The sequence below is a fragment of the Aeoliella sp. genome (assembly GCF_965227375.1).
Taxonomy (GTDB): Bacteria; Planctomycetota; Planctomycetia; order Pirellulales; family Lacipirellulaceae; genus Aeoliella.
Map to the genome: position 1 here is coordinate 3,555,458 of NZ_CBDDFX010000002.1, position 26,960 is coordinate 3,582,417.

The window sequence follows — 26,960 nt, forward strand, 5'->3', positions numbered from 1 at the left end:
ATCGGAGAAATGGTCGGGAGATTCTGAGTACAAATCTGACTAGGTGTTCTCTCGATCGTATTGCTTTGCCTTTCGAAGACTTCCAGCAGGAAGTGTCGCCATGGCTTGCACGCGACATGGAAGAGTTCGCTGACGTTGAACCAATGCGCGAGAATCTGGGGTGCTGGCACATAAGCTTTCCAGCACGCGTCGACCAGATCGTAGTGGCTGCCGCAGCGGCGGTGCGTTGTATGGAAGAGTGGGCGGCTGACGGATTTACCAAGACTGGATTGCACGTCTTTGAACAAGACTATGACGGTATCCGTCGAGTTCAGTCGCCAGGAGGAGAGCTCTGATGGACTGGGTGCCGATAGAACAAGTCCAGTATTGGACTACAGATAAGAAATTCGGCGTGAAGCTCAACCCCAAAGCACTACGTGAGCTCCTAAGACACGCTCAGAGCGCAGGCACTTTAGAGACCGGTGGGATCGCCATGGGGCGATACAGCGAGTGCCACACATATGCGACCGTAGACCTATTCACTGGGCCGCCTCCAGATTCGCAGCACGGTCCGATGACATTTCTCCGCGGTACCAGCGGACTTCAACGACTGGTCGCTAAGCTCTGGAGGTCAGAGCGACGGTATTATCTCGGAGAGTGGCACTATCACCCACACGCTTCAGCCCAGCCAAGTGGCACCGATCTATCTCAGATGAAGACTATTGCGAACGATGAAAAATACGCAACTCCGGAGCCCCTTCTTTTCATTGTTGGTGGAGACCCCAATTCGGAGTGGGAGCTGAGAGTCTATTTGGCATTTCGGAATCGCGATCAGTTGGAACCTATGAACCAGAGAACGTCCGGTTAGTGCAATGTAACTTATGGAAATGTGAGGTATCCAAACCATTGATGACGCTGCCGCTTCCCGAAACAGAGGAGGGCGCAGATATGACGATTGCTGATTAGTTAGTCGAGATAGATCGCCTGGCCTAGCTCATCTCGCAACCCGCGAATAGCGTTATCGATGATCCCGTCGCTACTTCTCTCGCGTGCCCTCGCTAACTGTGGTCGGACTTGCTTCCCGGACGGCCCGTTCCGCCTGTTGCCGCAAGTAGTCTGGGTTTTGGGAAAGATGCGAGTAGACTCGGCTGACCATTGTCGTGTCGCGGTGCCCCATAAGGTGAGCCACAGAGATTGGGTCCACACCACCATCGGCCAACGCCCTGGTCGCCCAGGAGTGGCGGACCCCATAGGCTACCACCCGAAAGCCGACTTTCTCACTGATCCTATTCAGGCGGCACTTGATCGAGTCTTTTGTCCAAGGGAGTCCTTTGGAATTCCGAAAGAGCACTCCCGTTGTATGCTCCTTAGCAAGTCGATTGAGCATCGCTGCTGCTTCAGGCACTAGGTAGATCACGCGTGCATCTCGTGCTCCTTTGGATTCGTCTGCCGGAAAGATGACAAGATCGCCATGAACATGCCGGGCTTCTATCGAACGGCCTTCCAATGGACGGCACCCAGTGAGATACAAGAAGGTAATGAAACTTGCAAATGGCTCTGTCGCATGTTCACAGATCTGCTTCCACTGCCCTGCCGTATAGTACACATCACGTCGCTTGCGGCGAGGCTTCTTCATGCCCGCAACCGGATTGCGATGCAGGTACTCTTGCTCGACGGCCCAGTTCAGCATCCTCTGAACGATACTCACTGCGTCGTTCTGAGAAGTCGTTCCAATGCCCAGTCCTTCGTGCCACTTTACGACTTGATGGACCTTCAGTTGCGATGGCTTAAGACGCTTACCGACGGCGCCAATGAAGAGCTTCAAATAGTGCCGATGACGCTTGTAAGTACCGGGCTTCCGATTCGCTTGGCACCAGTCCAGGTAGACTTGCGACAGGTCGTAAAGCGAGTTGACCTCGCTCTTCACCTGTTCCCGATTGCCCATGAGTTCATAGAACTTCTCAAAGGCCGCATCGCGGTCCTTGCCGAGCGATATCTGGTGTCCGCCGATCGAGCAGTACCAGCTCTTGGTTTGCTTGCGGAGGTACGGCTTGGGTTGCCGTGGCATGGCTTGGACTCCATTTCGTGCATTGAAACGTACATTTGACGTTTCAATCGTTCGAGCCAAGCCTAGAAAAGTCTAGTATTTTCCAGTCGGGCTGAGAGGATTTGAACCTCCGACCTCTGCGTCCCGAACGCAGACCCCAGGGTTGCCCGGCAAACAAAACACTCTGGAATGTTAGCATCGGCTATTACCGATGGCTACCTTTATTCGTACTATTTCACTCAAAGGTAGCCAGAAAGGTAGCCAACTCCGGCAGCAATTCGATGTGGGGGTGGGGGTCGATTCTGGCAGTTTTTTACCCTGACCCCCAGGGTCGCGGCTTGGTTCCATCGTTATTGTTCCCGCGTTCATGCAGACGTGAAAGCGCTAATGCGACGGCCGATATGTGCCATGATCGTTGGTTGTGATGGATGATGTTACTTTCAGGTCGTCACCTACCACCACATTGTGCTTGAACGAGGAGCTAGCAATGTTAATCAGATTTCAACGTGGACCCTACGACGGCGTCGATCGATGGGCAGCACCCGAGGCCGTGCGGATCGTGGCGATGGTGTGGTGCTTCGGACCCCATTGTCTCGGCGAATCAGCATTCTCAGCACCGATGGCCAATCATCCACCGAGGCTGGAGTCGCCTCAGAACAGATCTCCGGAATGAATGCTAAGTTCATACCCCGCCACATCCGCAGCCTGTTCAATCTCATCAAGTCCGAAAACTACCTCCCGCTCCATCAAGCTCTCACTTGATGAGCGATCCATCGCCAGCAGCAACAGTAGGCTCGAGTCTTCGTGGATGCTGGTAAATTGACTGTGTGTGGGTTGAGACTTCGATGTCCCACTGGATCCCACCCTGTCGATGGTCATCGAGGCGAATGCCAGTTCGTACGGTGAGGGCTGAATTGTCGAGGGAAGTGCGGCGCTCATTTCAGCCGGAGAGGAAGCAGTGGTTCCTAAGGCTGACGAGTAGGCGATGTCATCGCCCAGTGTGACTGAATTCGACAGCGAGGCGCCGAGGTTATTTCTCCACACGGCGTAGTCCGCAAGGTTCACACGGCCATCGCCATTTCCGTCGGCTGAAAGCACGTCGCCAGCATTTCCGAACTGCTGCTTCCACACGGCGTAGTCTCCCTCGTCGACCATACCGCTGTAATCGTAATCCCCTGTAAGCTGCGGGGGTGCGTACGCGACTTCAGCCTTCAGGATCGTAGTCATCCGATTGCGAACGCTGGACTGATAGGTCACCGCGATTTCGTCAACTCCCACGAAGCCACTGTCGGGAGTGTAGGTATACGTGCCATCACCGTTGTCCACCAACGTGCCGTTCTCAGGTTGAGCCACAGAAACAAACGCGGCAACACCATCTAGTGAAATTCCCGTTGTCGCTAGCGACAAGTTTCTTGATTCGTTTCCGGCCAGCCTGAAGTGCTGAACGGTAGTGGTCACCGGCAACCAGGTCGGAAGGCCCATCGCTGAAACTTGATCGACAGCGCCTTGAGAGACCTCTAACCCCCACTCGTCGACCATATACCGCACCAGGTTGTAACCGGTTGCCTCCGACCAACGGATCAGCCATTGGTCCTTTTTCTCTTGGTTTGTCGAAGGCAGGGCGGAGGGATTGTTCTGTTGATCGTCAACGTAGCCCTTTAGCACTTCGCGGTAAGTTTCCCATCCAAAAGCATCGCTCAGTTGAAAATAGAATGGATAAGGATCCTTGTCGTCGAAGCCGGGGCTGGAGTTGTCGTTGATGGTTGATCGTGCCCGATCCATCACTAGTCCAGGGTAAACTGAATAGGCCCATCCCGATCCACTGTAGGGCGGAGCCACGACCTGACTTTCGAGCGCGGCATTGGCAAAGATGTTAACAGTCACCTCTGTATCGCCGGCGAATGTATAGGGGTTTTCGTATCCCCAGCCTAGCTCCGGGTGGCGCTGCATTTCGTGCCCCAGCTCGTGAAAGTACCCCCAGTTGCCATGCTGCAACAGATACTCCAGATCGACGAGTTCTTCCGAAGCCCAAGTTGGACCTTGAATTGGATATCCAGCATGCAACAGGCCAACGCTGATTTGCACATCGACATTGAAACGCTCGGGGCCGGTTCGTAGTTGTTCGAAACCTCCAACCCAATCTTGGAACGCTACCACCTGGTCCCAATAGTTCATGAGAGCCTCGGGGTCGTCGAGGGCCCGAATCCAATCCGATGGCACCGACATTGTCAGTCCATTGGAGACTAGCTCGGCGTACGGCGCCGGGAAGTCCCGAATCGTCGCTATCCAATCCTCATTGCTGGTCTCGCCCAGAACGAAGAAGGGAGCTTTTATCGCACCAGTGACCTCAATGGTTGTCGAAGTCTCAGCCGGAGGAGTCCCGGCATTTTGACCACCGACATCGATGTAGATTGCTCCTCCGAAAGCACTCGCAACCTCGATTGTAGTGCTAGTGATTTCGTATCGGCGATCAACCCCAAACGGCACCCGGTCCCAGCTCGCCCGGGAAGAAATATTGTCCACATGACCGCCGATCTGCAAGAAATAGCCTTTGCCTACAAGCGCAGAAGGCACCTCGATCGTCACTAAATCTCCGGGAGGCGCATACAGTCCGGTAGGTAGCCAGCCCGTTTTCGTCGTGTCCACACTCACCTGAAGCCCAACAACAGGCTGGGCATCGTCAGGGATGGTTCCATAGACTGCCTCGGCGGTGCGGTGTGCTGTTAATGATTGCGGAGTCAAGTTCGCAATCAATTGCATCTCAAGTTCGAGAAGCGCTTTTTCGAACGAACTCGCTACCGGCGTGCCAGGTGTCGGATTGATTTGCTCGAAAGCGTCCTCGGCCACAGAGACTAACTGTGCCCACAGTGTATCTTCCGGCGGTAGGATCTCTGCCAGCCGCGGTAGCTGCGCCATCGCGCCCGCCTGCTGAGTCGAGGTGTAGTTACCCGCTGAGGCGAGTACACTTAAGATGAATTGGGCATCATAATGCACTGAAGCGGCTGCAACCATCAAGTTGCTACCACTTCTAGCGCCGCCACTGAATCCAAGACCTGCATCGCGGAGCAGTCGATTCGCATCGACCTCATGAACCTCGTCAGGCCACCAGTTATTGTAACCTTGATACCCTTGTCCGTACTCGGCGATAAAGAGTCCGCCGCCACCTTCGACAAAGTCGGAGATAGCATCCAGCCTTGTTTGAGAATTGCCGTGCGCCAGCCACCCAATAAGCAAGTCGGCGTCGCTAAGGTGCGACGTGTAGTTCGCTACGCGAACCACATTCAAATAGCCTTGCGACTCGAGCCAATTCTCGGTCGCCGAGTCTCCGGCATCGGCCAGGACAATCTTGATGTTCTTGTCCGACGTGCCCGCGAGCCACTCGATACTGTTGATGTAGAACTGTCCCGTGTCTCCCGTGCTTGCGAAAGCCCCCATCCGAAGCCACTGATGGTCGGGTAGGGCCACCACGCGCCCCTGTCCCCAGGTGGCCGCGGCAATCATGGGACCACCTTCGGGATCGGCTGGGTATTCCGCGACCGTCACGGTTGTAGGACCGTATGCTACCATCCGTCCGGGGCTACCCGGATCGGCTAAACTCGCGACGCCACTCAGTAAAGTCGCCCGTACGACCGAAGCATCGATCCCAGGGTTCACATCCACCTCCACGCTGGCCTGGGCTGAATCGGTTCCGTCGGACACCGTGTAGTTGAAGTTGTCTGATCCGACGAACCCAGTATCGGGAGTGTAGAAGTAACCTTCGCCCCTAACGAAATCCACCGATCCATGACTAGGAATCGAGTAGCTGACAATCGACAGTAAGTCGCCATCCCCGTCGGAGTCATTGGCCAGTAGGGTTGCGAGGCTCAGGGCTTCGTTCTCCACGGCAAGAACTCGATCGCCGACAGCAACCGGTCCGGCATTCAACATCTGTCGAGGTTCAAGTTGCTCGATTGATCGCATCGCGTGCTTCGCTTTTTCGATAGTTGCCTATGTTCGGAGATCGATGTTCCTACGCCACTTGCCTGCGGCCTGCCGCATCGGAGTTGGGTCCTACCGTCCGAGGTTGACAGGTTCTGCTTAGATAGAGCGTTCATTGGCGATGTCTGCCTCAGAGTTTTCTAGTTTCTCGAAAATTGTCCGACGGATCCTTCCAGCCTCTGCTCTCTAGGGATAGACGCGAGTCAGGCTTGAAAAGGCGAACCGGCAATCTTGCTGGTATGCAAGCCCTCGCCGCCGCTATTCCGACGCCATTCGACAACTTAGTCGAGCCTATCTCACACCACGCGATAACAAACAATGGAGTTAGTCACCATGACTACGAATCTCAGTCGTCGACGTTTGAGAAGCCTCACTATCGTCGCACTGGCGGCTCTTCTGGTTGCTGTTGGTGGACAGACCGCCAACGCTCAGTCAAATCTCATCACGAATGGCAACTTTGAAGACCCTTCCGATTTCCTTGACGGTTGGACTGTTACCGGTAGCGTATCGACATCACCCGAGTTGGTTGTACCAGGCAACCAAGTGGCTCCGCTGATCGACTTCAACGGTGGCGATGCGTTGCAGCAGGACTTCAGCTCTATTGTCAGTGGCACTCTCGACTTCTATGCCTACTTCGTGTCGTTCGCCAGTTCGGAACGATTTCGGCTGCGAGGTCCGAGTGGTGAGGACCTCATTACCCTACGCTTCCTCGACACCGGTCAATTGCAACGGTTCTCGGGTTCGTGGGGCGATGTGCCAGGCGCCATTTTTGCACCCCAATCAACTTATCGTTTTCAGGTCTCCACCACGGCTTTGGATACCCCGGATCGCAGCTACGATATCTCGTGGTCGGATGCAGCTTTGAGCGATCCCAGCGGAGAACTGGCCCTGACCAACACCGAAACAATCGCCGGCTTTCACGGTGGTGTCGGTCCGTTCGGGAGGGTGGTGTTCGAAGCCGGATCAGGAGGCCAGTTCTATGTTGATGAGGTTTCCGTGATCGATACGGCAGTCAACCTGCTCACACTGGTCGTCGATCGCGACGCGGGTACGCTTTCCTTGACCAATACTGGTATGCGAGGAGACAGCGTGATAGCGGGCGATGTGGAATTCTCTCAGTACAGCATCACTTCGGGGTTCGAATCACTCAGCTCGGGCGCGTGGACTCCCATCACCGGAAACTACGACAACGGAGTGGTCGGCGGGGTTGCGAGCGATCCATGGATGATTGATACAGCCGAGGTGGACAACTTGAGCGAGTCGGACGACGGAACCGGTTTTGCTTCGCTCGCCGTGGGACAGTCGATATCAATCGGTGGTATGGACGCATGGTCGGCAAGCTACCTCGAAGACATCAACCTGACGTATACCCTGCCCAGCGGCGAGGTAATTTCTGGCGTGGTTTCGTACGTCGGCAACGAGGTGGAAGGCGTGCCGACTCCGTTCGATTTTGGCGACCTGGATGTCGACGGCGACATCGACGAAGTTGACTGGCAAACTTACAAAGCAGCCGTAGGGACCGACGTTTCCGCTCTAACGCTGGTCGAGGGTTACTATCTAGGCGACATGGATGGCAATGGCGCTGTTGAACTGGACGATTTTCCACAGTTCAAAACGGCCTACGAGAACGCGAACGGGCTGGGTTCGTTTGCCGCGATGCTGAGCGGCACAGCGGTTCCCGAGCCTTCAGGCGTTGCCATGATCTTGATGGGTTCGCTGGCGCTAGTGTGTGTTCGTGTTCGCCGCAACTTGTTGACCTTAGCGATGACCGTTGTGCTGGGATGTAGTTTGTTCTGCGGAGCAAGCGTTCGGGCTTACGACTTTGCTGACGACTTCGAGGATGGATTCGACGAAGGATGGCTTAGCACCGACGCTGCGACAGTTCAGTCTGGGGCCGGTCAAGGCGCACTGGGAAGTGATAGTTGGGCCTTCGTCGACTCCGTCGGACAGGATGCTGCTTTCGGTACGTTGGGTGATATACTCACTAGTGCCATCGGCGCCACCGACTTCTCAGTCGACTTCTACGCTCGTGTTGCAAATCTCAATAGCGACGCGACGCGAGAACTCAACTTTCAACTTTCAACCAATGGGAATGCCACTCTTGGTGGTGCAAACAACTCAAACTTTGCAGCGGTAAATCTGCGATATCAAAACGGTGGGTTTGCCGTGTTTTCCGGTGGCTGGCAGCCATTGGGTGACCTTGGTTCACTTACTGGCGGGGCATGGCATCGTATCGAAGTCTCTGGAAGTGACTGGGGACTGCCAACCGCCAGCTACGATATTGCCGTTTCTGAAGCTGGCAGTTCCACTCTCACTAGAAGTGTCGCTGGACTTGCGTTCTATCAGATTGGCGATCCAACTACCCAGTTCGCCCAGGCATTCAATTTCAACTCGAGCTTTGGGAGTAATCCTGGATTTGATGTCGACCAGGTGACGGCCACCTCTGCTGGTCCCAATTTGACACTGGAAGTCAATACTTCTACCGGGCAAGCAACACTAAAGAGCGACGCCGTATTCGCTTTTGAGATCGATGCTATCGAACTCACCAGCGGCACTGGAGGTCCCGGTTCGTTAAATGCAGCCTGGGACAGCACGGACAGTGCTTTGCCGGATGGCGATGGTACGGGTAACGGATGGGAAGAGGTAGGAACGTCGAGTAGCTCCTTTATCAGCGAGTCGTACTTGCTGGGAAGCCAAACACTCGACTCGGACGTGAGTTTAGGGCAAGTGTTCGTGCCTGGGCAGGCGGAGGATCTGGCCTTTCGATTCCATATCGTGGATGGCGGTTTTATCAACGGGGTTGTTGAGTACGTATCGGGCGGTGAGCTCTTTGGCGATTACAACGGGGACAGCGTTGTAAATCTGGCCGACTATACCGTCTGGCGAAACAACCTGGGAAGCGATTCGCTCACCAACGAAGACCCAAGCCAGTCTCCTGGCGTGGTGGACGGTGCTGACTACCTGGTGTGGAAGAACAACTTTGGGCAGTCGCTAAATCCTGTCGACGCGATTACATCAGCAACCGCCAGCATCCCAGAGCCTTGCACCCTGGCTGTCGCGGGCCTGGCGGTTGGCTTGCTCCTCACTTCGCGAGCAACCTACAGGCGTTAATCAATCGTAAGTCTCTTCCTTTCAATCCTTCTGCTGGAGAATCGGACTAATGAAGCTGCATCACTCGAGAAATACGGTAAAACTAACAGCAGGCGTTGTGGTCTGCGCGTTGGTAGTCACGGCTGGTCAAGTGTCGGCTGCTATGCTGACTAATGGAGACTTTGAGGAGGCGACGTTCGACAGCGGCTGGATCAACTCTGGTGCGACGGCTGCTGATGAGTTGGTGTTGGGTGGAAATACAACCTCAGCGGAACTGGACGGCGGTGATTCCCTGCGGCAGGAGTTTGCGGCTTCGGATGCCGAGGAACTCCTGCAAGGCACAGCAGAATTCTATCTGCGTTTCGCAGACTTCACGGATGGAACCCGAATTCGGTTGCGTGGCGATGGCAACGCATCCGATTTGATCACCCTACGCGTCAACTCAACTGGCCAGTTGCAGCGGTTTAGTGGTAGTTGGGGAGATATCGCAGTTCCAGCTTTCAGCCAGGACGAAACTTATCGAGTTCAGATTGCTTTAAACGATTTAGCTGGGTCGCGTACTTTTGATGTGTTCACTTCGGCTGGCGAGGCCGGCGTGCCCAGTGGAGAACTAGCATTGGCAAACTCAGACACCGGGCTGACAGCCTTTCACTCGGCGCCATTGGGAACCGGACTGGGAACGTTAACCTTCGAGGCAGGAAATAGTGTGTTTCGATTGGATAACGTCAGTGTCGAAATCCCCGAACCAAGCACCATCGCACTAGGTGGCTTGATACTGGGGCTAACCTGCCTGTACCACCGTCGCCAACGATAACCCTTGACTCTCGGGCTGCCGGAGCCAGGGCAGCGGCTTCGGCGGCCTGAGGTATAGTGGATGAGAAAATGTCACTTGTTTGCGAGGAATCACGCAGCATGGCCACGCCTGACGAAATCCGAAAACGCCGTGTTGAGGAGTTCTGCCGACTCTTCGGCCAGGCTCAAAGGCCATTGCATCGCTACATCCACGCCATGGTTTTCAACACTTCAGATACGTACGACATCCTGCAAGATACAAACTTGGCGATGTGGAAGAACTTCGATAGTTTCCAGCCCGGAACCAACTTCCTGGCTTGGGGGCGAGAGATTGCCAGGCTCCGCACGCTCTCCTACTTCCGCACAAAAAAGCGGCGAGCAACCACATTAGATCACGAGGTGCTGCTGCAACTGGCAGGAGATGCCTCGGAGGTAAGAGATGAGGTCGTAGCCGCTCGGGACAAAGCCTTGGGCATGTGCATGGAGCGCCTGGATGATCAGGACCGTAAGTTACTCCATGCCCGTTACGCTACGGACGATACCCTAGAAGCAACCGCTAGATCATTGAATCGAAGCGTGAACTCTCTTTCCCTAAGACTACGCCGGATTCGGGCCAAACTCCGTAGTTGCATCGAACACCGACTTGCCTGTAGCTAGACGAAGTGATCGCTATAAAGCCAGAGCCATGAACAGTGAAAACTCCAAACGTGACATGCCATACGATCGTGAACGCCTGATTCACGGCTTGCTTGATGGTATTCTGTCACCTGACGAAGTGGAACAACTGCTCGCACGCGCAGCTGCGGACGACTCATGGCGTGAAGAGTTGGCGCGCGCCGAAGAGGTTAGTGAGCAGCTTGCATGGCTGCAGAACGGCGGACTACGTGCGTTCACTCCCGAGGAACTGCTTGCATTCGAGGACGCTGAGCGTCAACTGGATTCCATCGAGCTGGAGTTGCAAGACGAATTCTCTCATGGCAGTATACCACCCAACTCCAGCGGACAGGCAAATCGCGGCCGTTCGTGGTGGGCGGCAGCAGCTTTGGCCGCCTGTTTGATGATTGCGGTCTATTCGTTTTGGCCTTCGAAGTCGCCAATCAATGTTGCGCACTCGGATCAAATCGAGGACGACGTCGAAGCCAATGATCTTCCGAAGTCGATCGCGACGCTTACACGCACCATTAGTTCTGACCTTGCCCCCGGAGGCTTGGCGGAATCAACAGAACTTGCAGTCGGGCAGGTCTTGGAGTTCTCGCAGGGGATTGCCGAGGTTCGCTTTCATTCTGGAGTCGACTTGGTCGTCTCGGGGCCAGCAAAACTGCGAATCGACGGGCCAATGGCCGCCACACTAAGTTACGGACGCGCTACCGCCGATGTAGAGGAGTCCGCGATTGGCTTCCGTCTGGACACCCTCGACGCCCGTGTCATCGACTTGGGCACTGTGTTCGGGGTCGAGGCGCCTCGCAACGGTCCATCGAAGGTCAACGTGTTCTCAGGGAAGGTCGACGTTAGCTCGCAGCGAAACCTTGATGCGAAGCTAAGGCTCAATGAGGGCGAGTCGGCCACGATCCGCCAACGAAAAGTAGTCGTCATCCCTCCCGATACTTCCGGTCGTTTTCTGTTGCGCTCGCTGGACCGTCCCACTCGACACATCGCGGTCTCGCAGGACGCATACATAGCAGGTGGCGCCGAGCAAGACGAGGTGTCCGGCGATGACGAATTGCTGCTGGTAAAGCGAGACGATTTACTCAGTGACTTCAACCGCCAGACGTATCTGCAGTTCGATCTTTCGCAACTGGATCGTTCTCGCATCGTAGCAGCCCGCCTGACAATGACCCTCTGTCCAAACGACATCGCTGAGACGAAGCATCCAGAGAACCAGATCGCCGACATTGCCTGGAAGTTTGAGGTAGGAGGAGTTTGGGATTCGGATCTCGATTGGTCGGAGCATCATCTCACCTGGAATACTGCGCCGGCTCATGACCCAACCAGCGTTACGGGAGACATATTTGGCCCCGACGCGCCCTATACAGTAGGGACGTTTGAAGTTGCTGGACATGGCACGTATGGTCGCCAAGTCTCTGTGAGTGGCCCGAAGTTGCTCCAGTTTCTGACAACCGACCAGGACGGCCTGATCTCCCTTAAGGTCAGCCGGCTAACGGGCTACACCTACAGTGCTCCCATAGCGAATAGCGAAGACCGAGTTGTTCATAGCTTCGCTAGCAAGGAGCACGGGCGACTGCCTCCTCCGATACTCGAAGTTTGGGTTGAATAGATGTCGCTGCCGTCTACAAGCAGCAGTACACAACTAGACTTGAAGGATCACGAGATGAATCGTTTAAAGAATAGTGCTCCTCGACACGCGTTTACTTTGGTCGAACTTCTGGTGGTGATTGCGATCATCGGAATTCTCGTCGCCTTACTATTGCCGGCGGTCCAAGCAGCGAGGGAGGCCGCGAGAAGGACACAGTGCATTAACAACCTGAAGCAATTGGGGTTGGCACTGCATAACTACCACGCCTCGTTTAATCAGTTTCCTCCAGGTGGGGAGGTTCCGGAGTCGTCCAGCGAATCGCAACCAAGTTACCTCGCTCGCATGCTGCCATACATGGAGCAAAGTACCATCTCAGACAATCTCGACTTCAGGGCAGCTCTATCGGATCCTAGCAACAATGCTATGGCACAGCTCGAACTGGCCGTGTTCCGTTGTCCATCCAACTCTCCAACCGAGATTAGCGGAAACCGCACCGATCCTTGGGTGGGCGGACAACTCTACCAGACCAGCAATTACGAGGGTATTAACGGAGCTGGACGCGAGCAGATGAGAAAGAACGCCACTCATAATTGTGGCGCGCACAACATCGATGGATTCGTATTTCCCGGGAGCAAGACTTCCATCAGGAAAATCACCGACGGAACATCCCACACCTTTGCGATGGGTGAGCGGATTCATGAACTTCGAGCGTGGGCTCGCGGGTACACTGCAAGCTTCAATGTTTGTACTTTCATGTCGAAGAATCTGACTTACCCGCTCACCGGCGATCCGTCCGGAATTGGGTACTACAACGCAATATCGGCAGATGTGTCTCCGAAGATCGTCAAGTTCAACGACCTGTATTTCGGCAGCGATCATCCTGGAGGAACGCAGTTCCTGTTTGCCGACGGCAGTGCCACCTTGTTGATCAACGATACTTCACTGCCCGTCTTGCGCAATCAAGCGACCATCGCGGGTGGCGAGCCCACGGATCTAGATCGGGAGCCAGGACTTCGATGATTACCCCAAACCTTTCGCAGTGTCATTTCGCTACCTGGTTGCCGCTTGTCGTTATCGCGTTGCTAGGTCAGCTAGCGGGCTGTAGCAGCAAAGAGGCAACACATGAGGTTTCAGGCGTCGTGTCCTACGAAGGAAAGCCACTGAATTACGGCATCATCCGCTTTGTAGCAACAGCCTCGAACTCCAACGCGGCAGGAGAAATATCCGAAGGCGGCAATTACACGCTCGAGTTACCAGCGGGAAACTATGCCATAGGTGTCGAAGCCGTCCCTCCCTTTCAAGACTACGAACCCGACCCGCGATATGAAGGGGGCGTTCCTCCCAACGTAAAACGGCAGCCCGGTCCAAGCGTTCCAACGAAATACAACGATCCATTGAGCTCAGGACTCACGTGCACTGTAGGAGAAGCCGGAAGCAGTCACGACATTTCGTTGCCCTAGCTCAAGAGAATCCATTTTGCACACCCTCCCAGTCAAAAGCTAACCGACTCTCCTATGATAGTTTCACGCAAACCATCGCAGATGTTCTTTCCTGCGGTTGTCCTCGGTGTTATCTTCGCTGCTTCGCAGGTCGTCATCGCCCAAGAAAGTACGTTATTCGATTCATTCGAAACGGGCGGGTTCAGCACCGAATGGAGTATCGTAACTGCGCCGCAAGTGCAAGTGATTGGCCAGCAAGGCAACGGCGCGGGGCCGTCTGACTTTTTTGCGAGGTTCCAACGCGTGGACGGAGCAGGTGGCGACTTGGGAGTTACTCTCCCGTCGACTTCGATGGCAAATTCTTACGCAGAAGACTTCGAAGTCCAGCTCGATTTCCGGGTTCAAGAGACCACCGCCAACCAAAGGCAATTCGCGGTGACGGTATCGGCTACGTCGTTGATTCCCAACTTCAATGCTGCCAGTCTGAACCTCCGCTACCAGGACGGAACGTGGTCGGCATACACGGACCAGTGGAACGAACTCTCCGGGCTTGCGGCCGTCACGCCGGGCGAATGGAATCACCTGACTCTCACTGGTACAGGCTGGGGAACCGGCGCCGGCAACGCCGTGTTTGGGCTGGAACTCACCGATCATCTTGGTAGCACGACTTCCACAGCAGGTTTGCGATATTACCAACATGGGGAGGCCGGGCCAGATACCCAGGGGGCCAAGTCGCTCAATATAAACAACATCTTTGGCGGAAACCCAGGCTTCGACATCGACAACGTATGGGTCTCGGTAACGGAGCCGCCCCCCGGGCCAACCACCGAGGTTATTACCCCAGTGAGTCCTGTGGCCTATAGCGGAATCTACCCTCACCTGGCTGTTACGAACACACATAACGAAGTGGGCGTGGGTGGGATGATTAACCGCGGCGACGCGATCTACTACATGACCTATGGTCCCCACATCGTTACCGGCGGCAGTGACAAGCTCTATGCTTTCAACCCAGACACGCTCGAGCGGACGACCTACCTGGATTACCCGGGCAACACCGACGCCAATCGGTACACCGATAGTAATTTGGGACTCGACATTCTGGGAGCCGCCTACATCGATCCCGAAAGCAAAGTCCGCTTCCTGCCTGTGGCCAGATCAGGCGACTTGCGGGGCCGAATCACTGGCACCGCTGCACACCTGAGTGACCCCAACAAGTTGTACTACGCCACGATGGAAGAGGGGCTCTACGAAGTCGACTTTAGTGACTTGGACAACCCGACCATCTCGGTTCTGCGGGAGGATGGAAACGTCGACTCGCAACCGGGAATCCAGAAAAACTTGCCCGGAGTGCACGGGAAAGGACTCTATACGGGGCAGCAGCACTTGTATTTCACCAACAACGGCGCCGATGGATCGGCAATGGGGGGTCTCGTAGAGTGGGATGGTAATGGCGATCCCGAACAGCTTTCGAGTTGGACCATTGTGGATGATCGCGCCCAGTACACCGAAGTAACCAGCAAGCTCGGCCCGAGCAACATGGACCCCAACGGCGATGCCCCAATTTGGGCCACTGGTTGGGACGATGCTTCAATGTTCATCAATGTACGTGACGCCGAGACAGGCCAGTGGCATAAGTTTCGTGCCCCCAAGAGCAGCTACACTCACGGCCATCCGAACGGCTGGTACACTGAGTGGCCCCGCATTCGCGACGTAGGGCTCGAAGGGGGATACCTGATGAGCCACCACGGAATGATGTTCCTGGTACCTCAGCAGTTCAGCCAGCAGAACTTCGGAGGCCTCACACCGCTTCGTACGCATCACAAGATGATCGTAGACTATGTGGAAGACGGTGATAGAGTTATCTTTGGCGCCAACGATGCAAGCCGCTTCGATAACGAGCTTGTTCCGCAGGCGAATTCGAATCTGATGTTCGTATCGAAAGACCGGCTTGCAAGCTACGGGGGTGCAGCATCAGGTTTTGGCGGTCCTTGGATGTCGGAGGATGTTGCCAGCGGACAGACGTCCGATGCGTTCTTGGTCGGCGGGTTCGAGCATCGTCTCATACACTTCTCTCACGATTCGACTGGCGATGTTGAAGTCGTTGTAGAGGTGGACTCGAACGGCACTGGCAACTGGGTAGAGCACCAGACCGTTGTTATCCCCGGTCAGCAGCAAGGAGGATACGCCTACACCATGCTGCCCTCCGACCTGGATGCCCAGTGGATGCGAGTCCGTGCGAACACGAGCGCCACCGCACTTACCACTTACATGCACCTTCGAAACGCTCCGAACGTCCGCGATGATCAATTGCAGAATAGTTTGTTATCTGTGGGGTCCAATGCTCCGCGCTCACAAGGCATCATTCGTTCGATGTCCGATACGGGGCTATCGCTGGAGTTTGCTGCCGATATTCTCGATGAGTCTGGCAACGTAACCGACACTGGTTACTATCGCGCAAGCCTTAATCCGATGACTCAAGCACTGGAGTTGATTGCTGTGGACGACACCGCAGCGGAAGAGCGCGTTCGCAGTGAATCGGGGCCGGCAGCCGGGCGAATTGGATCGGACGACGCTTCTGCCTACATCGACCAGAATGGCACACGCTACCGATTGCCCCGCGGCCCAGCAGAGTTGCAATCGACCACCGGCTCGGGGCAGCGACGCACGGAGCGCGAAGTGGTGACCGAACGAGGATTGGCAAACGTCGCAGGCACCTTTTATGAAATTCCCCTCGAGTTTCAAGGCGGCGGTGTCGCCCGTATGCGTCCCCTGGCTACTCACAATCTCGACATCTACGACTTCGCGTCCTGGCGTGGAATGCTCGTGCTATCAGGCAATCGACTGGATGCAAGCGAGGATGGGCACTTTGTGCAGTCCGACGACGACCAGGTTGGGTTGTGGTTCGGGAACGTAGACGATCTATGGCACTTTGGATCTCCGGAAGGAACTGGAGGACCCTGGCTGAACTCACAAGTAGCAGTTGATCAGCCTTCCGATCCTTACTTGATGGCAGGCTTCGACAAGAAGTCGCTGCAGTTGTCTCACGGCGCCGACTCAGAGGTGGATTTTACTGTCGAAATCGATTTCCTGGGAACAGGCGACTGGGAGGAATTCGACACGTTTAGTGTAAGTCCTGGTGAACAGTTTGAGTACATTTTCGAGTCAGGCTACTCGGCCCATTGGATCCGATTTCGCTCCAGTACTGCAACGAATGCCACCGCCCAACTGGTGTACGAATCGACCACTCCCCTACCCGGAGACTACAACCGGGATGGACAAGTTGATCAGGCTGACTACCAGATTTGGAAAGACAGCTTCGGTGCATTCGGCAGCCAGTTGGCGGATGGAAACGGAGACGGAGCAGTAAATCTCGCTGACTACACAGTCTGGCGCAACAACCTGCGCTCGCAAGTTGCGTCCAGCGCCGAGCTGCTCTCCCAGTCTGTCCCGGAGCCCGGAACTCTGGAGCTAGTAGTCTCGATTACCGTTTTATTGATGCGTGCTAGATAAATGCAGGTGATCTGATAGCGACGAAGCATGACCTACAAGTCACCGAGTAGCACTTTTCCAAAGCGCCGCAGAATTGTGCGCAGTCAGCGTCTGATAGCGGAGACTACAAAGGTCTGGAAGACCAAGAGGCAGCAGAAAATGCCAAGAGTTCCAGTCCTGTCACTCAAGCCCAAGTTGGCTTGCCAGGCAGTATTTGAAGCTCTCACGCGGGCTGCTAGGGGCCTTTACGGCGATCTGAGGTTTCGCGCTCGCCAGCATCTGCTTCTGAGGCTGCTGCGAGTTCTTCGGCTGTTGGTGGTAAAGGCCGGTCCTTGCTCAACAGCCACTTGGCCAGCCAGTCACGGGCCTTGGCGTCACCGCTTTGGGCACGCTCTAGCGTCACTCGTATGAGTCGCTTGAATTCAGACTCTGTGACCACTTCGCCGAGGTAGCGGGCGTAGCGGTTGCCGGGTGGTTTCGGCTTGCGTCCTGGGCCACCAGCGTGACCTGGCAGGAACCGGCCACGTGCATCTCGTTTTTCTTCCATTGCACTTCCAATTCAATTAGGAGTTTTGGGGCTGAGAGTGGGTGAGAAGGGGTGATTTCACCTGCTCATTACCTGCTTTGGGGCGTGAAAACACTTGCTTTCGACCATTTCGCCTTGGGGTGGAGGTGCCAAAAGGTGGTATTTCGCCCTTGGTTAGAACGGTGAGCACGGCTTTCCCTCCCTGTTGGCGGTGATCGCTTCCCAGCGGTGTCGCTCAAAGGCGATGGCGGCTTCCTCGCGGTGGATGCTCTCCTGGTTGATGTCATCCACCTGGGGAGCCATATACTGGCCCTTGAGTCGACGATGGTACTCGCGGCGGAATGGATTCGGTTGGTGTCTGGTGGTCATAATTTCTGTAGGTGGCAGACCGCGTTAGCGCGTCTGCCCTTATGCTTTATGGATGTGTGAAGTGGGCTTCACTAGGTTTTGCACCTTAATTTCACTAGGGGTAGTGAAGTGGGCTTCACTAGGTAGGGGCTGATAGCGTGTACTTGTTTGCCGTGCTGGTTTGTGGATTTCCCTTCTCGATCCTGCGGATTAGCTCCTTGTCGATGAGTCCATTAACGGCGGTAATGGCTTGCCGTCTTGATACTCCGCACTTCGTTGCAATTTCCTGGTGAGATACGCTCGCGACGCCATTGCGCTCGGCTCGCCAAAGCACGAACCACGCCGAGCGTTCCGAACTCGTTAGCGTTGCCATTTGGGTGTCGATGAACCAATTGATGCTGGCGAATCGGTTGCCCTTGCTCTTGGGCTTGGGCTTGCCATTCCGCGACGGTGCCCGCCGGTTGATGACTTGTCGCCGCAGTTCGTCCGTGTCCGCGTTGATGCGATTTGTCATGCAAGGGCCGCCTCCGTGCCGTACTCAGCGAAATCGTCCCACTCGGCAACCTCAGGTGGGGCGGTGTGTTCCTGGAACCGGCCATCGAAGGTCAACTCGATGTCTGCCATCGCGCCATGACGGTTCTTGATGCACTTGGCAACCAACTGTCGGCCGTCGACGGTTGGGTCTTGGTGTTCGGCGTCCAGCAGGACGAATCCCGTATCGCAGGCGTACTCGCATTCGCTCGATTCCCGGAATTGGCCCTGCCTGCTCATGGCGCTGACGGCAATCAGTGCCGGGCCCTGCATGGCGATCTCACGGCAATCGCTCATTACGTCGCTCACCCGTTGCCGCTGGTCGCTTGCTTCGGTGGTCGGACGGAATCTCTGGATGTAGTCGCACAGCACGACGGAGGCCCCCACGCTGGCCGACAGGGCCTTCAGACGGGCCATCGTGAACGGCGGCCCCATGAAGTGCAGGCGCGGCTTGAGGGACAGCAGGAGCTTCGAGGCGGCCAACACCTTGTCGAGATTCTCACCACGATACCGGCGGTCGCGGATCACGCCGTAGGGGACGTGGGCAAGGTAGGCCAACATGCGGTCGAGCATCACACCGGTGGGCATCTCGCAGTTGCCAACCATCGCTATGGTGTCGGGGTACTGCATGAGGATGTTGAGAATCAACTGCAGGGCGAGGGCGGTTTTGCCCATCCCAGGCGCAGCACCAACCAGGACTAACTGCTCTGGTCCGATGTTGAGCCGGTTCAACTGGCTGTTGTTGCCACCTGGTTCCCAGTAGGTCAATCGATCAGTGTCGGCCAGGGACTTTTCCCACGCCCGCCAAGGGTCGCCATTGAAGCTATATTGATCGACCACAGCCGAGGCGTCGGAGAACACCCTCGGAACAATGTCGCTCGATTCATGGCCGTGGTTGATGTCGTGCACCACGCGGAGCGCCATGTCGAGCAATTGACGCTTGCGAGCAGCTTCGGCCACCTTGCTGGCGTAGTGGCGGGCGTGGGCAGCGGTTGGAAACTCCTGGAGCAACTCGGCGATGTACTCGCCAGCGAGCTCCCCAATGTCAGAACCCGTATTCCGCATCCGCCGCAACACCAGGTTGGCGTCGATGGGCTCACCAGCCTGCAGGGCGTCATGGCAGGCCCATGCGGCCGCCTGCCCCAGTTCGTCGTCGAAGTCGTCGGGCTGGACTGTCGCAAACACCTCGGGCGCCGTGGCGCCATCGATCAGCATGGAGGCGATGGTCCACTTCTCGGCCTCAGGGTCGCGGGGGCGTTGGATGTCGGCTGTACAGTCAGACCTTGAACTAGTTTGGGCTCCGTTGTACATCGTCATACCCCCATTCCTTTGAGGGCTTCCGCTGCGGTCCGACGGGCGGCTTCCAGGTGAACCGCCTCTTCGTTCTCACGCTCGACTTCGGCGTTGAATAAGTCGATGTCCAGCACGCCCATAATGGCGTCCCGCAGGTCGGACAACATATCCTCCGGTTCCAGGGCTTCCAGTTCCCAGACCGTATCGTCACCACCGTTGCGGTCGACGAACCACTGGTGGTTGCTGGATGTTTCCTTCGCGAAGTTTTGCGGCGGCAAGTCGTATCGTTCGATCTGCTCACGCGTCACTCCGGCTTTGATGACCGTGAGTTGTTCACCAAACAGGCCGAAGTCGTCTCGCAAGATTCGACCGGCAGAGTGAGGGATCATTTCGCCTTCAGGGTCGAAGTCGGATAGCACAACCAGGATCAGCCGATCCTTGCCGCTACTGAGAAACCGACGATGGATGTCGTGCAGCGCATCGATGCTGTTGAACCCGCGCCCACTGGACGTCGGAATCTGGAACTCGCGCGTCACCTCGCAGGCCATGCTGAAGACGGTGTTCTTCTCCACCAGCACCTCGATGTAGTTCGGCTGAGATTGGAGCAAGTCCCGCCAGTAGCCATCGAACAAGCGGTTCAACTCTTGCTGGATAAACTGCCGAACATCGTGGAATGCGTTGAAGGTCTTGGCGGGTCGTGTGCCATCGTCGATAGCGTTCCATGGAATCACGCCAGACAGCCGAAGCCGGACTAGTAGGTCGCACGTGGCGGCATAGGACTGACGGTCATTCCTGTAGGCTAACGCCTGTTTCGTGTTCCGCTGAAACTCGTGGTTCAGCAGGGCATAGTGGACCGTTCGGTTGCTCAGTGGCCAGTACTTTCGCCGGTCCGTGTTCACCACCTTCAGTATGTGTTTGACGTGATCGCTTTTCTGGTCGGAGATGCAATGGCGTTTCGATTTGCCCTCGATGGCGATTGCCAGGGAGTCGTCTGTCGGCTCTGCCTCGAGCTTGCGGCGATCCCAGAGCAACTCGCACGCTTCGCCAGGATCGATGTCGACCAACGTCTCGCGAATCTGTTCGGCAGCCGATTTGTGTCGCTGTCGATTGTGGTCGCGGAGTAGTGCGACGAATTCATCCTGCGTCATGTCAGCGCGGCGCCGGTCCATGACCTTGCAGGTGACCATCACTTGCCCGATTCGGACCAGGGCAGCATACCGCCGGTGGCCACTAACGATGTAGTTGTCCTTTGTGACGATCAGGTGGTTATGAAGCCCTTCTCGCTTGATGGACTTGGCCAATTCCACTATCTCAGGATCATCAGGGTCGACCGGGTGATACAGCAGTTCGTTCTCGGGCGACGGCTCCAAGGAAGCAACCCGCTTGCGGGTGGTACGGTAGGGCGTCTCGGTCATGCGGCTGCCCTCCGGTCGAAGTCAGCGGCCCACTTCTCCCCCAAAGTGTCGGCCCAGAGCCGAAAGAGTGGGCCAGCCTGTGGTTGGCCTGCATGTTCCGCTTCGAGATAAGCGAAGTTGATAGCGCCGAGCATATCGCACAGTTGCCGATAGCTTCGCGAGTTTGCCCGCTGGGGGCGAAGTGGAGTAGAATGGGTATCCACAATCCGGACCTTCCATGTTTTGCTCCCGTACCGATGCCAGTCGGGCGGGAGCATTTTTCATGCACCCGCTGGGAGCGGTTACGGGAATTCAGACACCCATCGCAGCCAGCTTGGCCTGCGCTTGGTGATGCTCAGAAGTGACGGCGGAGTCGGCCTGGCGCACAGCTTGGTCGAACTCGTCACACCATTGGGTAGTGGTAAGACGTTTGCCACCAAAGCGAATCGAGCGCAGTTTCACGCCGCGACAGCCAACTTGCATCCAACGTCGAACAGAATTGACGTGGGGCGATCCCGGAAACCGCTTAGCGGCATCCGCGACAGATAGATATGAAGCCATTTGTAGAAAACCGAGAAAGTAGCCAATCCACGCACAAAGGCCGCGTGGGTAGCCTCCATTCCCTTCTCGATATGCTGAGCGGCTTTTTTGTTCCTCGCGCCAAAGCCGCTCAACTAACCCCCAGTATAACAAAACCTACCAAGGCGGGCAAATCGTACTCATCCAATCTGCCTCGCGGCTTCGATGGCGCGCTCGATATTCACTCGCGCGTAGACCTCGGTCATGTCTGCTTTCGAGTGTCCAAGCGCCGACTGTGCGTGCTCGATTCCCAGAGCGTCTCTGATGGCCGTTCCGGCATTGTGCCTGAGCCGATGGGGATGCCAGTGGTGCTCCTTCCTCCACTCTCGAAGGTGGCGTTCTTCAGCCTTGGTGAGCTTCTCTTTCTGCGATAATTCAGGGTGTGGGAACGCTCGCACGCATGCGCGGGCAATTGCGCGCCGATACCCTGCAACGGTGTAGTTGAAGCATGGTTCAGCGAAGAGATACTTCGACAGAATGGCCTGCGCCTGCGGGCCGATGGCAATGCATCTCGTCTTGCCCTTCTTCTTCGTCTTGTGGCGTGGAGGTGAGAACAACCAGACCTCTCCAGTGCGGTCGATGTGCTTGTTGGACAGTTGGACAAGCTCACCTGTCCGCATGCCGGTGAGGATCTGAATCTGCACCATATCGGCAGCAGTTTCGGGTAGTTCAGCCACCGTGCCGTCAATCAACTCCTGCGGAACGGGCCGCTTCTCCTCGTTGTCCTTTACGCCGAACTCACCCGGCTCCAAGCCTTCCACCGCTTCCAGGGATGTCTGCGTGCTTGCGGGTACGATCTCCTCCACAACACCCCAACGAGTCATGCGTTTGATGCGCTGGCATTGGTCGTTGACGTAGCCGCGGGTCCAACCCTCCGCCACCATCAGACGCTGCACTCGTCGCAGGGTTTTGCCGGTAAAATCGCGGGCGAGGGTATCACTGAAGTAGTCCTTCAGGATGCGGAGCGCACCCTTCAGGTGGACGACTTCAGAGGCTTTCTCGCCCCCGTACTTGTCGATGGCGAACTCCAGGTAGTCGGCCATCAGCATGGCCACCGTGGGGATTGCAGGAGCTGGCTGGGCTTCTTCGTTAACATCCTTGGACGTGTTGCCAGAGATGGCCTCAGCGTACTTTTCGTAGCTCTCAGGGGAGCCATAGTTGCCAAGCATGATGCGTTTGCCGTCGACCTTCACGTAGGCACGATCGGGGCGTCCGGTCTGCTTCTGGCAGCAATACTTGGGGGGCCGAGATAGAGTTTTTGGCATCGGTGCGGTACCTCCAAAACTTGTTAAAGGTAGCCAATGGCTACCTTTGTGTTTTGTCGGCCGCACCTCCAACCATTGGAGGGTCGCCTCGAAGGGCTTATCGGCAAAGAACTTAAGTCAAGTCGGGGCGACAAGACGGCTATTGAACTTTTTCTGGCCGGCATCCGGGGCTGGGAAGCCGGGCTGCGGCGGCGGATGCTCGTGAAAGGAGCCGTGGAAGAACTTGGACAAACGTGGTAAGTTCTCTCCATGAAAACGTTTGCTTGGTATTTTCTGGCAGCTTTTGCCGAGATCGGCGGTTGCTTTGCATTTTGGGCGTGGCTTCGGCTCGCCAAGAGCGCTTGGTGGACCGTGCCGGGCATGTTCTCGCTCGCTCTGTTCGCCTATGCCCTGACGAAAATCGATTCGAGCCACGCGGGACGAACTTACGCGGCCTATGGCGGCGTCTACATCGTGTCGTCTCTTTTCTGGCTGTGGGCAGTTGAGAAGGCCCGACCAGACCGATGGGATTTTCTAGGAGCGTCGATTTGTATTATTGGGTCGCTGGTCATCCTTTTCGGTCCACGACCTCAATAATCGGTGGAAAGTTCAAAGTTCCGCCAACCTTCGCCGAAATCGGCGAGTTAGACGGGATTCGTTGGCCCATCTTCTGCGAAGCGTTTCGACTGCGCAGCGTTTCGACAATGCCGGGGGAAGTGAACTTGACATGGCGGTTGATGCGTAAGGAGCGCTGATTGCCCAGGCGGAGAGGTTCCGAAAACACGGAGATGCGTGACATGCGCCTCAAGTTCCTCTATCCGCCGAACCGATAAATCCGTAAGGTACGGCAGTTGTCGCAGGGGACGGTAAAATTGCGTTCATTTGAATCGGAGTGGTGAGACACATGGTGCGGATCGGGTTAATAATCTACCTGATTCTCTTGGGGCCGGTTGAGACGGTCGTCCGCCCGTGTTCCGCGCATCAGTTCGCGTCATCGCTTTCGTCGTCGGATTCAGAAGGAACGCCCCGCGAAGCTCCAGCTTCGCCATGCTGCCCGAGACTTCCGATATCCCCCGGCGACGTGCCAATGGGAGGAGAGTGCCCCGGCGGTTCACGATGTCCCTGCCAGTCGCGCGGTGAGACTAAGGCATTGCCATCGTCTCGCACTCGGCAAACTCGTCAAGCTGCGGGCAGATTTCGCAGCGACTCAGCCGACAGAGCGTCGCTGCGTTGGTCGAACATCGCCTCGCTCAGTACGAACCTGGGTTCTTTTGCCAGGGTAGACGGCGAGTTTCTGTCGCCACGGGATCGCCTTCACGTCATTTGCCTCATGCGCTGTTGAGGCTTTGTGTGGGTGATGGTCACCGCCACATTGGGCCGTCGTGACCTCCTCATCTTTTAGCGAACCATCTTCAGCTAACGGTGGTTTTGTCCCCCCGCGATCACGAGCAGGATGCGCCCATTTGCGCGCATTGCGGATCGGTTGCTGGCGTGAGGGATTGGATCAGACCGCATGACCACGTCACATGCGGCGAATTCCCAGGTTTTTCAAGTTGGGCAGTCGAACAGGAGGTTCCCATGCGGAAACTGATTGAAGGGTTGAAACATTTCCAGAATCACGTGATGTGGGAAAGACGTGAACAGTTCGAGCGGAGTGTCCAAGGTCAGAAGCCCCAGGCGTTGCTGATTACCTGCTCGGATTCGCGCGTCCTCCCCGAGACGCTGATGCAGGCTGATCCTGGTGACTTATTCGTTTCACGCAACGCGGGAAATTTGGTTCCTCCGTGTGATGGTCCGAGCGGTGAAGCGGCTACGATTGAATACGCCGTTTCCGCGCTTGGTGTGACTGACATCATTGTTTGCGGACACTATCATTGCGGTGCGGTACGGGCAATTCTGCATCCGGAAGAGGCGGTCAATCTAAGCAAGACGAATGAGTGGCTGGCCCGAGCCGCTGAGACAAGCGAGACGATCCGGAGGGAACACCCCGGTATCGAAGGAGACGCCTTGTGGGACAAGGCGGTCGAGCGAAACGTACTCTTGCAAGTCGAAAACCTGGCGAAACACCCAGCGGTCGCTGCTGCTTTGTCTGCCGGCACCCTTCGTCTGCACGCCTGGGTCTTGCGATTCGAGACAGGAGACGTGCTTGCCTACGATCAAGCAAGCGAAGCCTTCGCGCCGTTAGCGGAGATGCCGGTCATCCATGCTGCCCGGTCTGATTCTGATTCGAGTTCACGGCCGCCCGAAGACGTGGGATCGCAGAAGGCTTCGCGAGTCGCTGAGCACCCTAAATGGTTCGAGGCGCTCAAGAGCGACATTCCGTCTTCTTTGGTGGTCTTTATGGTTGCACTGCCGCTGTGCTTGGCCATTGCAAAGGCTTGCGGTGTTCCAGCGGAAGTCGGCCTGATCACCGGTATCATCGGCGGAATTCTGGTGGGGTTGATTGGCGGCAGCCCATTGCAGGTGAGCGGGCCGGCGGCGGGGCTCATCGTGATCCTGCTCGACATAGTCGAGAAACAGGGTATCGGGATGTTAGGAGTCGTCGTGCTTCTCGCGGGGTTGATTCAAGTTGCCGCTGGCCTGCTGCGGCTAGGCCAGTGGTTTCGGGCCGTGTCGCCCGCTGTCATCCTTGGCATGCTGGCTGGGATCGGGGCCGTCATCTTCTCCCAACAGTTCCATGTTGCGTTGGACGACGCTCCCGCCCGAAATCCGCTGGTCAACTTTGTAAACATTCCACGGGCCGTGACGCATGTTTTCGTCGGCCACGATGGACATCCAGGGCACCTTCCCGCTGCCCTCGTTGGTGCCGCCACGCTGCTCATTTTGGTATTCTGGAAGAGAATCGTCCCGGACAAACTCAGGGCGGTACCGGCTGTCATTGTGGCGATGGTTTTCGTGACCGCTGTTTCTGCCTTCCTGACGCTGCCCATTGAGCGGGTCGAGTTTGACAGCCTGGGGGCGGCAGTGAAATGGGCCGATTTTGGTTCGCTCCCGGGCCATCTCACGAGTCCATCGGTTTGGAAGGTTGCATTGATGGTCGCCTTCGTCACGAGTGCACAAACCCTTTTGACCGCCGCCGCCGTCGACCGTATGCATCAGGGTCCTCGGACCCGCTATGACCGCGAGTTAGCGGCTCAGGGAGTAGGTAACGCTGTCTGCGGTCTAATGGGCGCATTGCCGATGGCAGGAGTGATTGTTCGCAGTTCGGCCAATGTCGATGCAGGTGCTCGAACCCGCTGGTCAGCAGTGTTTCACGGAGCATGGCTGCTGGTATTTGCTCTCTTGTTTCCCGAAGTGCTCCGAATGTTGCCTACGTCCGCTCTGGCCGCAATACTTGTGTTGACGGGTGTCAAACTGCTTGGAATTCGTGCGATTCGAGCGCTGTGGGAAGAAAGCCGGAGCGAGGGAATCATCTGTGTCGTCACCGCTGGTGCTGTTGTTTCCTTAGACTTGCTCACTGGCGTATTGATTGGGATCGGGATCTCAATAGCGAAGTTAATTTATACGTTTTCCAGGCTTTCTATAATCCATCGCGGCGACACGACAGGCGACCAGAGAACGCTGGTTCTGGAAGGCTCGGCGACCTTCATCCGCCTGCCGAAGTTGGCGGCGGCATTGGAAGCGGTGCCGTCGGGCACGGTCCTACACATCGACTTGAAAGGCTTGAGCTTCATTGACCACGCCTGCCTCCAACACTTGATGGATTGGGAAAAGCAGCACGAAGCGACGGGCGGCGCTCTCGTGCTGGATTGGGATACACTGCATGCGAGGTTCCACAACGCACGACCGCGCCCACAGCATTCCTGTAAAATTGGTCAGGACGCCGCCGATGCAGGCGGCAGCCGGGAGTGGTCACGGGCAGCGTAGTTTTCACTTGCTGGCGTTCGACATTCGTGGTCGTATTCGTCGCGACAGGATGACTCCTATGGCGGTTGCGAACAGTCAGGGTCGCCATCAACGTAGCACCAATGATGAAA

Annotated in this window: 19 protein-coding genes; 10 read left to right on the forward strand and 9 right to left on the reverse strand. The window is 56.3% G+C overall.

The features are described from left to right. Positions 1 to 65: 65 nt before the first annotated feature. Positions 66 to 335 (forward strand): hypothetical protein, encoded by a 270-nt coding sequence (locus ACQK2L_RS27020; protein ID WP_425400160.1) that lies wholly within the window; start codon positions 66 to 68, stop codon positions 333 to 335. After that, entirely contained in the window at positions 335 to 847 is a 513-nt protein-coding gene (locus ACQK2L_RS27025) for a Mov34/MPN/PAD-1 family protein (protein ID WP_425400161.1), read from the forward strand. Before ACQK2L_RS27020 ends, ACQK2L_RS27025 begins: the two co-directional genes overlap by 1 nt. A gap of 168 nt (positions 848 to 1,015) precedes the next feature. On the opposite strand, the gene ACQK2L_RS27030 is transcribed toward ACQK2L_RS27025, so the two are convergent. Together ACQK2L_RS27030 and ACQK2L_RS27035 are read right to left on the reverse strand one after the other, a co-directional pair. Beyond that, positions 1,016 to 2,047 (reverse strand): tyrosine-type recombinase/integrase, encoded by a 1,032-nt coding sequence (locus ACQK2L_RS27030; protein ID WP_425400162.1) that lies wholly within the window; start codon positions 2,045 to 2,047, stop codon positions 1,016 to 1,018. A 630-nt stretch (positions 2,048 to 2,677) separates the two neighbouring features. After that, positions 2,678 to 5,953, reverse strand: a complete 3,276-nt coding sequence (locus ACQK2L_RS27035) for a M60 family metallopeptidase (protein ID WP_425400163.1) — start codon at positions 5,951 to 5,953, stop codon at positions 2,678 to 2,680. Positions 5,954 to 6,337: 384 nt separating this feature from the next. Between ACQK2L_RS27035 and ACQK2L_RS27040 the strand changes: the two genes are divergently transcribed. The 6 genes from ACQK2L_RS27040 to ACQK2L_RS27065 all read left to right on the forward strand — a co-directional run bounded on the left by ACQK2L_RS27040 (position 6,338) and on the right by ACQK2L_RS27065 (position 17,089). Then, positions 6,338 to 9,115, forward strand: coding sequence for a hypothetical protein (locus ACQK2L_RS27040; protein ID WP_425400164.1), 2,778 nt, complete (start codon positions 6,338 to 6,340; stop codon positions 9,113 to 9,115). Between the two features lie 49 nt (positions 9,116 to 9,164). Continuing rightward, positions 9,165 to 9,908, forward strand: a complete 744-nt coding sequence (locus tag ACQK2L_RS27045) for a hypothetical protein (protein ID WP_425400165.1) — start codon at positions 9,165 to 9,167, stop codon at positions 9,906 to 9,908. Between the two features lie 98 nt (positions 9,909 to 10,006). After that, positions 10,007 to 10,543 carry a sigma-70 family RNA polymerase sigma factor gene (locus tag ACQK2L_RS27050; protein ID WP_425400166.1) on the forward strand — a complete coding sequence of 179 codons (537 nt, stop codon included), beginning with the start codon at positions 10,007 to 10,009 and terminating at the stop codon, positions 10,541 to 10,543. A gap of 55 nt (positions 10,544 to 10,598) precedes the next feature. Next, a complete protein-coding gene (locus ACQK2L_RS27055) occupies positions 10,599 to 12,161 on the forward strand; it encodes a DUF7594 domain-containing protein (protein WP_425400167.1) in 1,563 nt (520 codons plus the stop codon). A 54-nt stretch (positions 12,162 to 12,215) separates the two neighbouring features. Beyond that, entirely contained in the window at positions 12,216 to 13,160 is a 945-nt protein-coding gene (locus ACQK2L_RS27060) for a DUF1559 domain-containing protein (protein WP_425400168.1), read from the forward strand. A gap of 494 nt (positions 13,161 to 13,654) precedes the next feature. Then, positions 13,655 to 17,089 (forward strand): hypothetical protein, encoded by a 3,435-nt coding sequence (locus ACQK2L_RS27065; RefSeq protein WP_425400169.1) that lies wholly within the window; start codon positions 13,655 to 13,657, stop codon positions 17,087 to 17,089. 214 nt (positions 17,090 to 17,303) lie between these two features. On the opposite strand, the gene ACQK2L_RS27070 is transcribed toward ACQK2L_RS27065, so the two are convergent. The 7 genes from ACQK2L_RS27070 to ACQK2L_RS27100 all read right to left on the reverse strand — a co-directional run bounded on the left by ACQK2L_RS27070 (position 17,304) and on the right by ACQK2L_RS27100 (position 23,004). Then, positions 17,304 to 17,615 carry a hypothetical protein gene (locus ACQK2L_RS27070; protein WP_425400170.1) on the reverse strand — a complete coding sequence of 104 codons (312 nt, stop codon included), beginning with the start codon at positions 17,613 to 17,615 and terminating at the stop codon, positions 17,304 to 17,306. 153 nt (positions 17,616 to 17,768) lie between these two features. Next, on the reverse strand, positions 17,769 to 17,963 hold the full coding sequence (locus tag ACQK2L_RS27075; RefSeq protein WP_425400171.1) for a hypothetical protein: 195 nt from the start codon (positions 17,961 to 17,963) through the stop codon (positions 17,769 to 17,771). 118 nt (positions 17,964 to 18,081) lie between these two features. Beyond that, positions 18,082 to 18,456, reverse strand: coding sequence for a hypothetical protein (locus tag ACQK2L_RS27080; protein ID WP_425400172.1), 375 nt, complete (start codon positions 18,454 to 18,456; stop codon positions 18,082 to 18,084). Beyond that, positions 18,453 to 19,790: a DnaB-like helicase C-terminal domain-containing protein gene (locus ACQK2L_RS27085; RefSeq protein WP_425400173.1), complete on the reverse strand. Its 1,338-nt coding sequence runs from the start codon at positions 19,788 to 19,790 to the stop codon at positions 18,453 to 18,455. The genes ACQK2L_RS27080 and ACQK2L_RS27085 overlap by 4 nt, the downstream gene beginning before the upstream one ends. After that, positions 19,787 to 21,181 (reverse strand): ParB N-terminal domain-containing protein, encoded by a 1,395-nt coding sequence (locus ACQK2L_RS27090; RefSeq protein WP_425400174.1) that lies wholly within the window; start codon positions 21,179 to 21,181, stop codon positions 19,787 to 19,789. The genes ACQK2L_RS27085 and ACQK2L_RS27090 overlap by 4 nt, the downstream gene beginning before the upstream one ends. Positions 21,182 to 21,472: 291 nt before the next feature. After that, a complete protein-coding gene (locus tag ACQK2L_RS27095) occupies positions 21,473 to 21,721 on the reverse strand; it encodes a DUF1580 domain-containing protein (protein ID WP_425400175.1) in 249 nt (82 codons plus the stop codon). 158 nt (positions 21,722 to 21,879) lie between these two features. Continuing rightward, entirely contained in the window at positions 21,880 to 23,004 is a 1,125-nt protein-coding gene (locus ACQK2L_RS27100) for a tyrosine-type recombinase/integrase (protein ID WP_425400176.1), read from the reverse strand. A gap of 249 nt (positions 23,005 to 23,253) precedes the next feature. Between ACQK2L_RS27100 and ACQK2L_RS27105 the strand changes: the two genes are divergently transcribed. Continuing rightward, positions 23,254 to 23,580 carry a YnfA family protein gene (locus ACQK2L_RS27105; RefSeq protein WP_425400177.1) on the forward strand — a complete coding sequence of 109 codons (327 nt, stop codon included), beginning with the start codon at positions 23,254 to 23,256 and terminating at the stop codon, positions 23,578 to 23,580. 981 nt (positions 23,581 to 24,561) lie between these two features. Then, positions 24,562 to 26,850, forward strand: coding sequence for a SulP family inorganic anion transporter (locus ACQK2L_RS27110; RefSeq protein WP_425400178.1), 2,289 nt, complete (start codon positions 24,562 to 24,564; stop codon positions 26,848 to 26,850). The last annotated feature ends 110 nt before the right edge of the window (positions 26,851 to 26,960 follow it).

Coding starts and splice junctions, on each gene's coding strand:
- ACQK2L_RS27075 (WP_425400171.1), bottom strand. CDS start 17,963: ATGACCACCAGACACCAACCGAATCCATTCCGCCGCGAGTACCATCGT.
- ACQK2L_RS27035 (WP_425400163.1), bottom strand. CDS start 5,953: ATGTTGAATGCCGGACCGGTTGCTGTCGGCGATCGAGTTCTTGCCGTG.
- ACQK2L_RS27045 (WP_425400165.1), top strand. CDS start 9,165: ATGAAGCTGCATCACTCGAGAAATACGGTAAAACTAACAGCAGGCGTT.
- ACQK2L_RS27060 (WP_425400168.1), top strand. CDS start 12,216: ATGAATCGTTTAAAGAATAGTGCTCCTCGACACGCGTTTACTTTGGTC.
- ACQK2L_RS27050 (WP_425400166.1), top strand. CDS start 10,007: ATGGCCACGCCTGACGAAATCCGAAAACGCCGTGTTGAGGAGTTCTGC.
- ACQK2L_RS27105 (WP_425400177.1), top strand. CDS start 23,254: ATGAAAACGTTTGCTTGGTATTTTCTGGCAGCTTTTGCCGAGATCGGC.
- ACQK2L_RS27110 (WP_425400178.1), top strand. CDS start 24,562: ATGCGGAAACTGATTGAAGGGTTGAAACATTTCCAGAATCACGTGATG.
- ACQK2L_RS27090 (WP_425400174.1), bottom strand. CDS start 21,181: ATGACCGAGACGCCCTACCGTACCACCCGCAAGCGGGTTGCTTCCTTG.
- ACQK2L_RS27095 (WP_425400175.1), bottom strand. CDS start 21,721: ATGGCTTCATATCTATCTGTCGCGGATGCCGCTAAGCGGTTTCCGGGA.
- ACQK2L_RS27055 (WP_425400167.1), top strand. CDS start 10,599: ATGCCATACGATCGTGAACGCCTGATTCACGGCTTGCTTGATGGTATT.
- ACQK2L_RS27040 (WP_425400164.1), top strand. CDS start 6,338: ATGACTACGAATCTCAGTCGTCGACGTTTGAGAAGCCTCACTATCGTC.
- ACQK2L_RS27025 (WP_425400161.1), top strand. CDS start 335: ATGGACTGGGTGCCGATAGAACAAGTCCAGTATTGGACTACAGATAAG.
- ACQK2L_RS27100 (WP_425400176.1), bottom strand. CDS start 23,004: ATGCCAAAAACTCTATCTCGGCCCCCCAAGTATTGCTGCCAGAAGCAG.
- ACQK2L_RS27030 (WP_425400162.1), bottom strand. CDS start 2,047: ATGCCACGGCAACCCAAGCCGTACCTCCGCAAGCAAACCAAGAGCTGG.
- ACQK2L_RS27070 (WP_425400170.1), bottom strand. CDS start 17,615: ATGGAAGAAAAACGAGATGCACGTGGCCGGTTCCTGCCAGGTCACGCT.
- ACQK2L_RS27080 (WP_425400172.1), bottom strand. CDS start 18,456: ATGACAAATCGCATCAACGCGGACACGGACGAACTGCGGCGACAAGTC.
- ACQK2L_RS27085 (WP_425400173.1), bottom strand. CDS start 19,790: ATGACGATGTACAACGGAGCCCAAACTAGTTCAAGGTCTGACTGTACA.
- ACQK2L_RS27065 (WP_425400169.1), top strand. CDS start 13,655: ATGATAGTTTCACGCAAACCATCGCAGATGTTCTTTCCTGCGGTTGTC.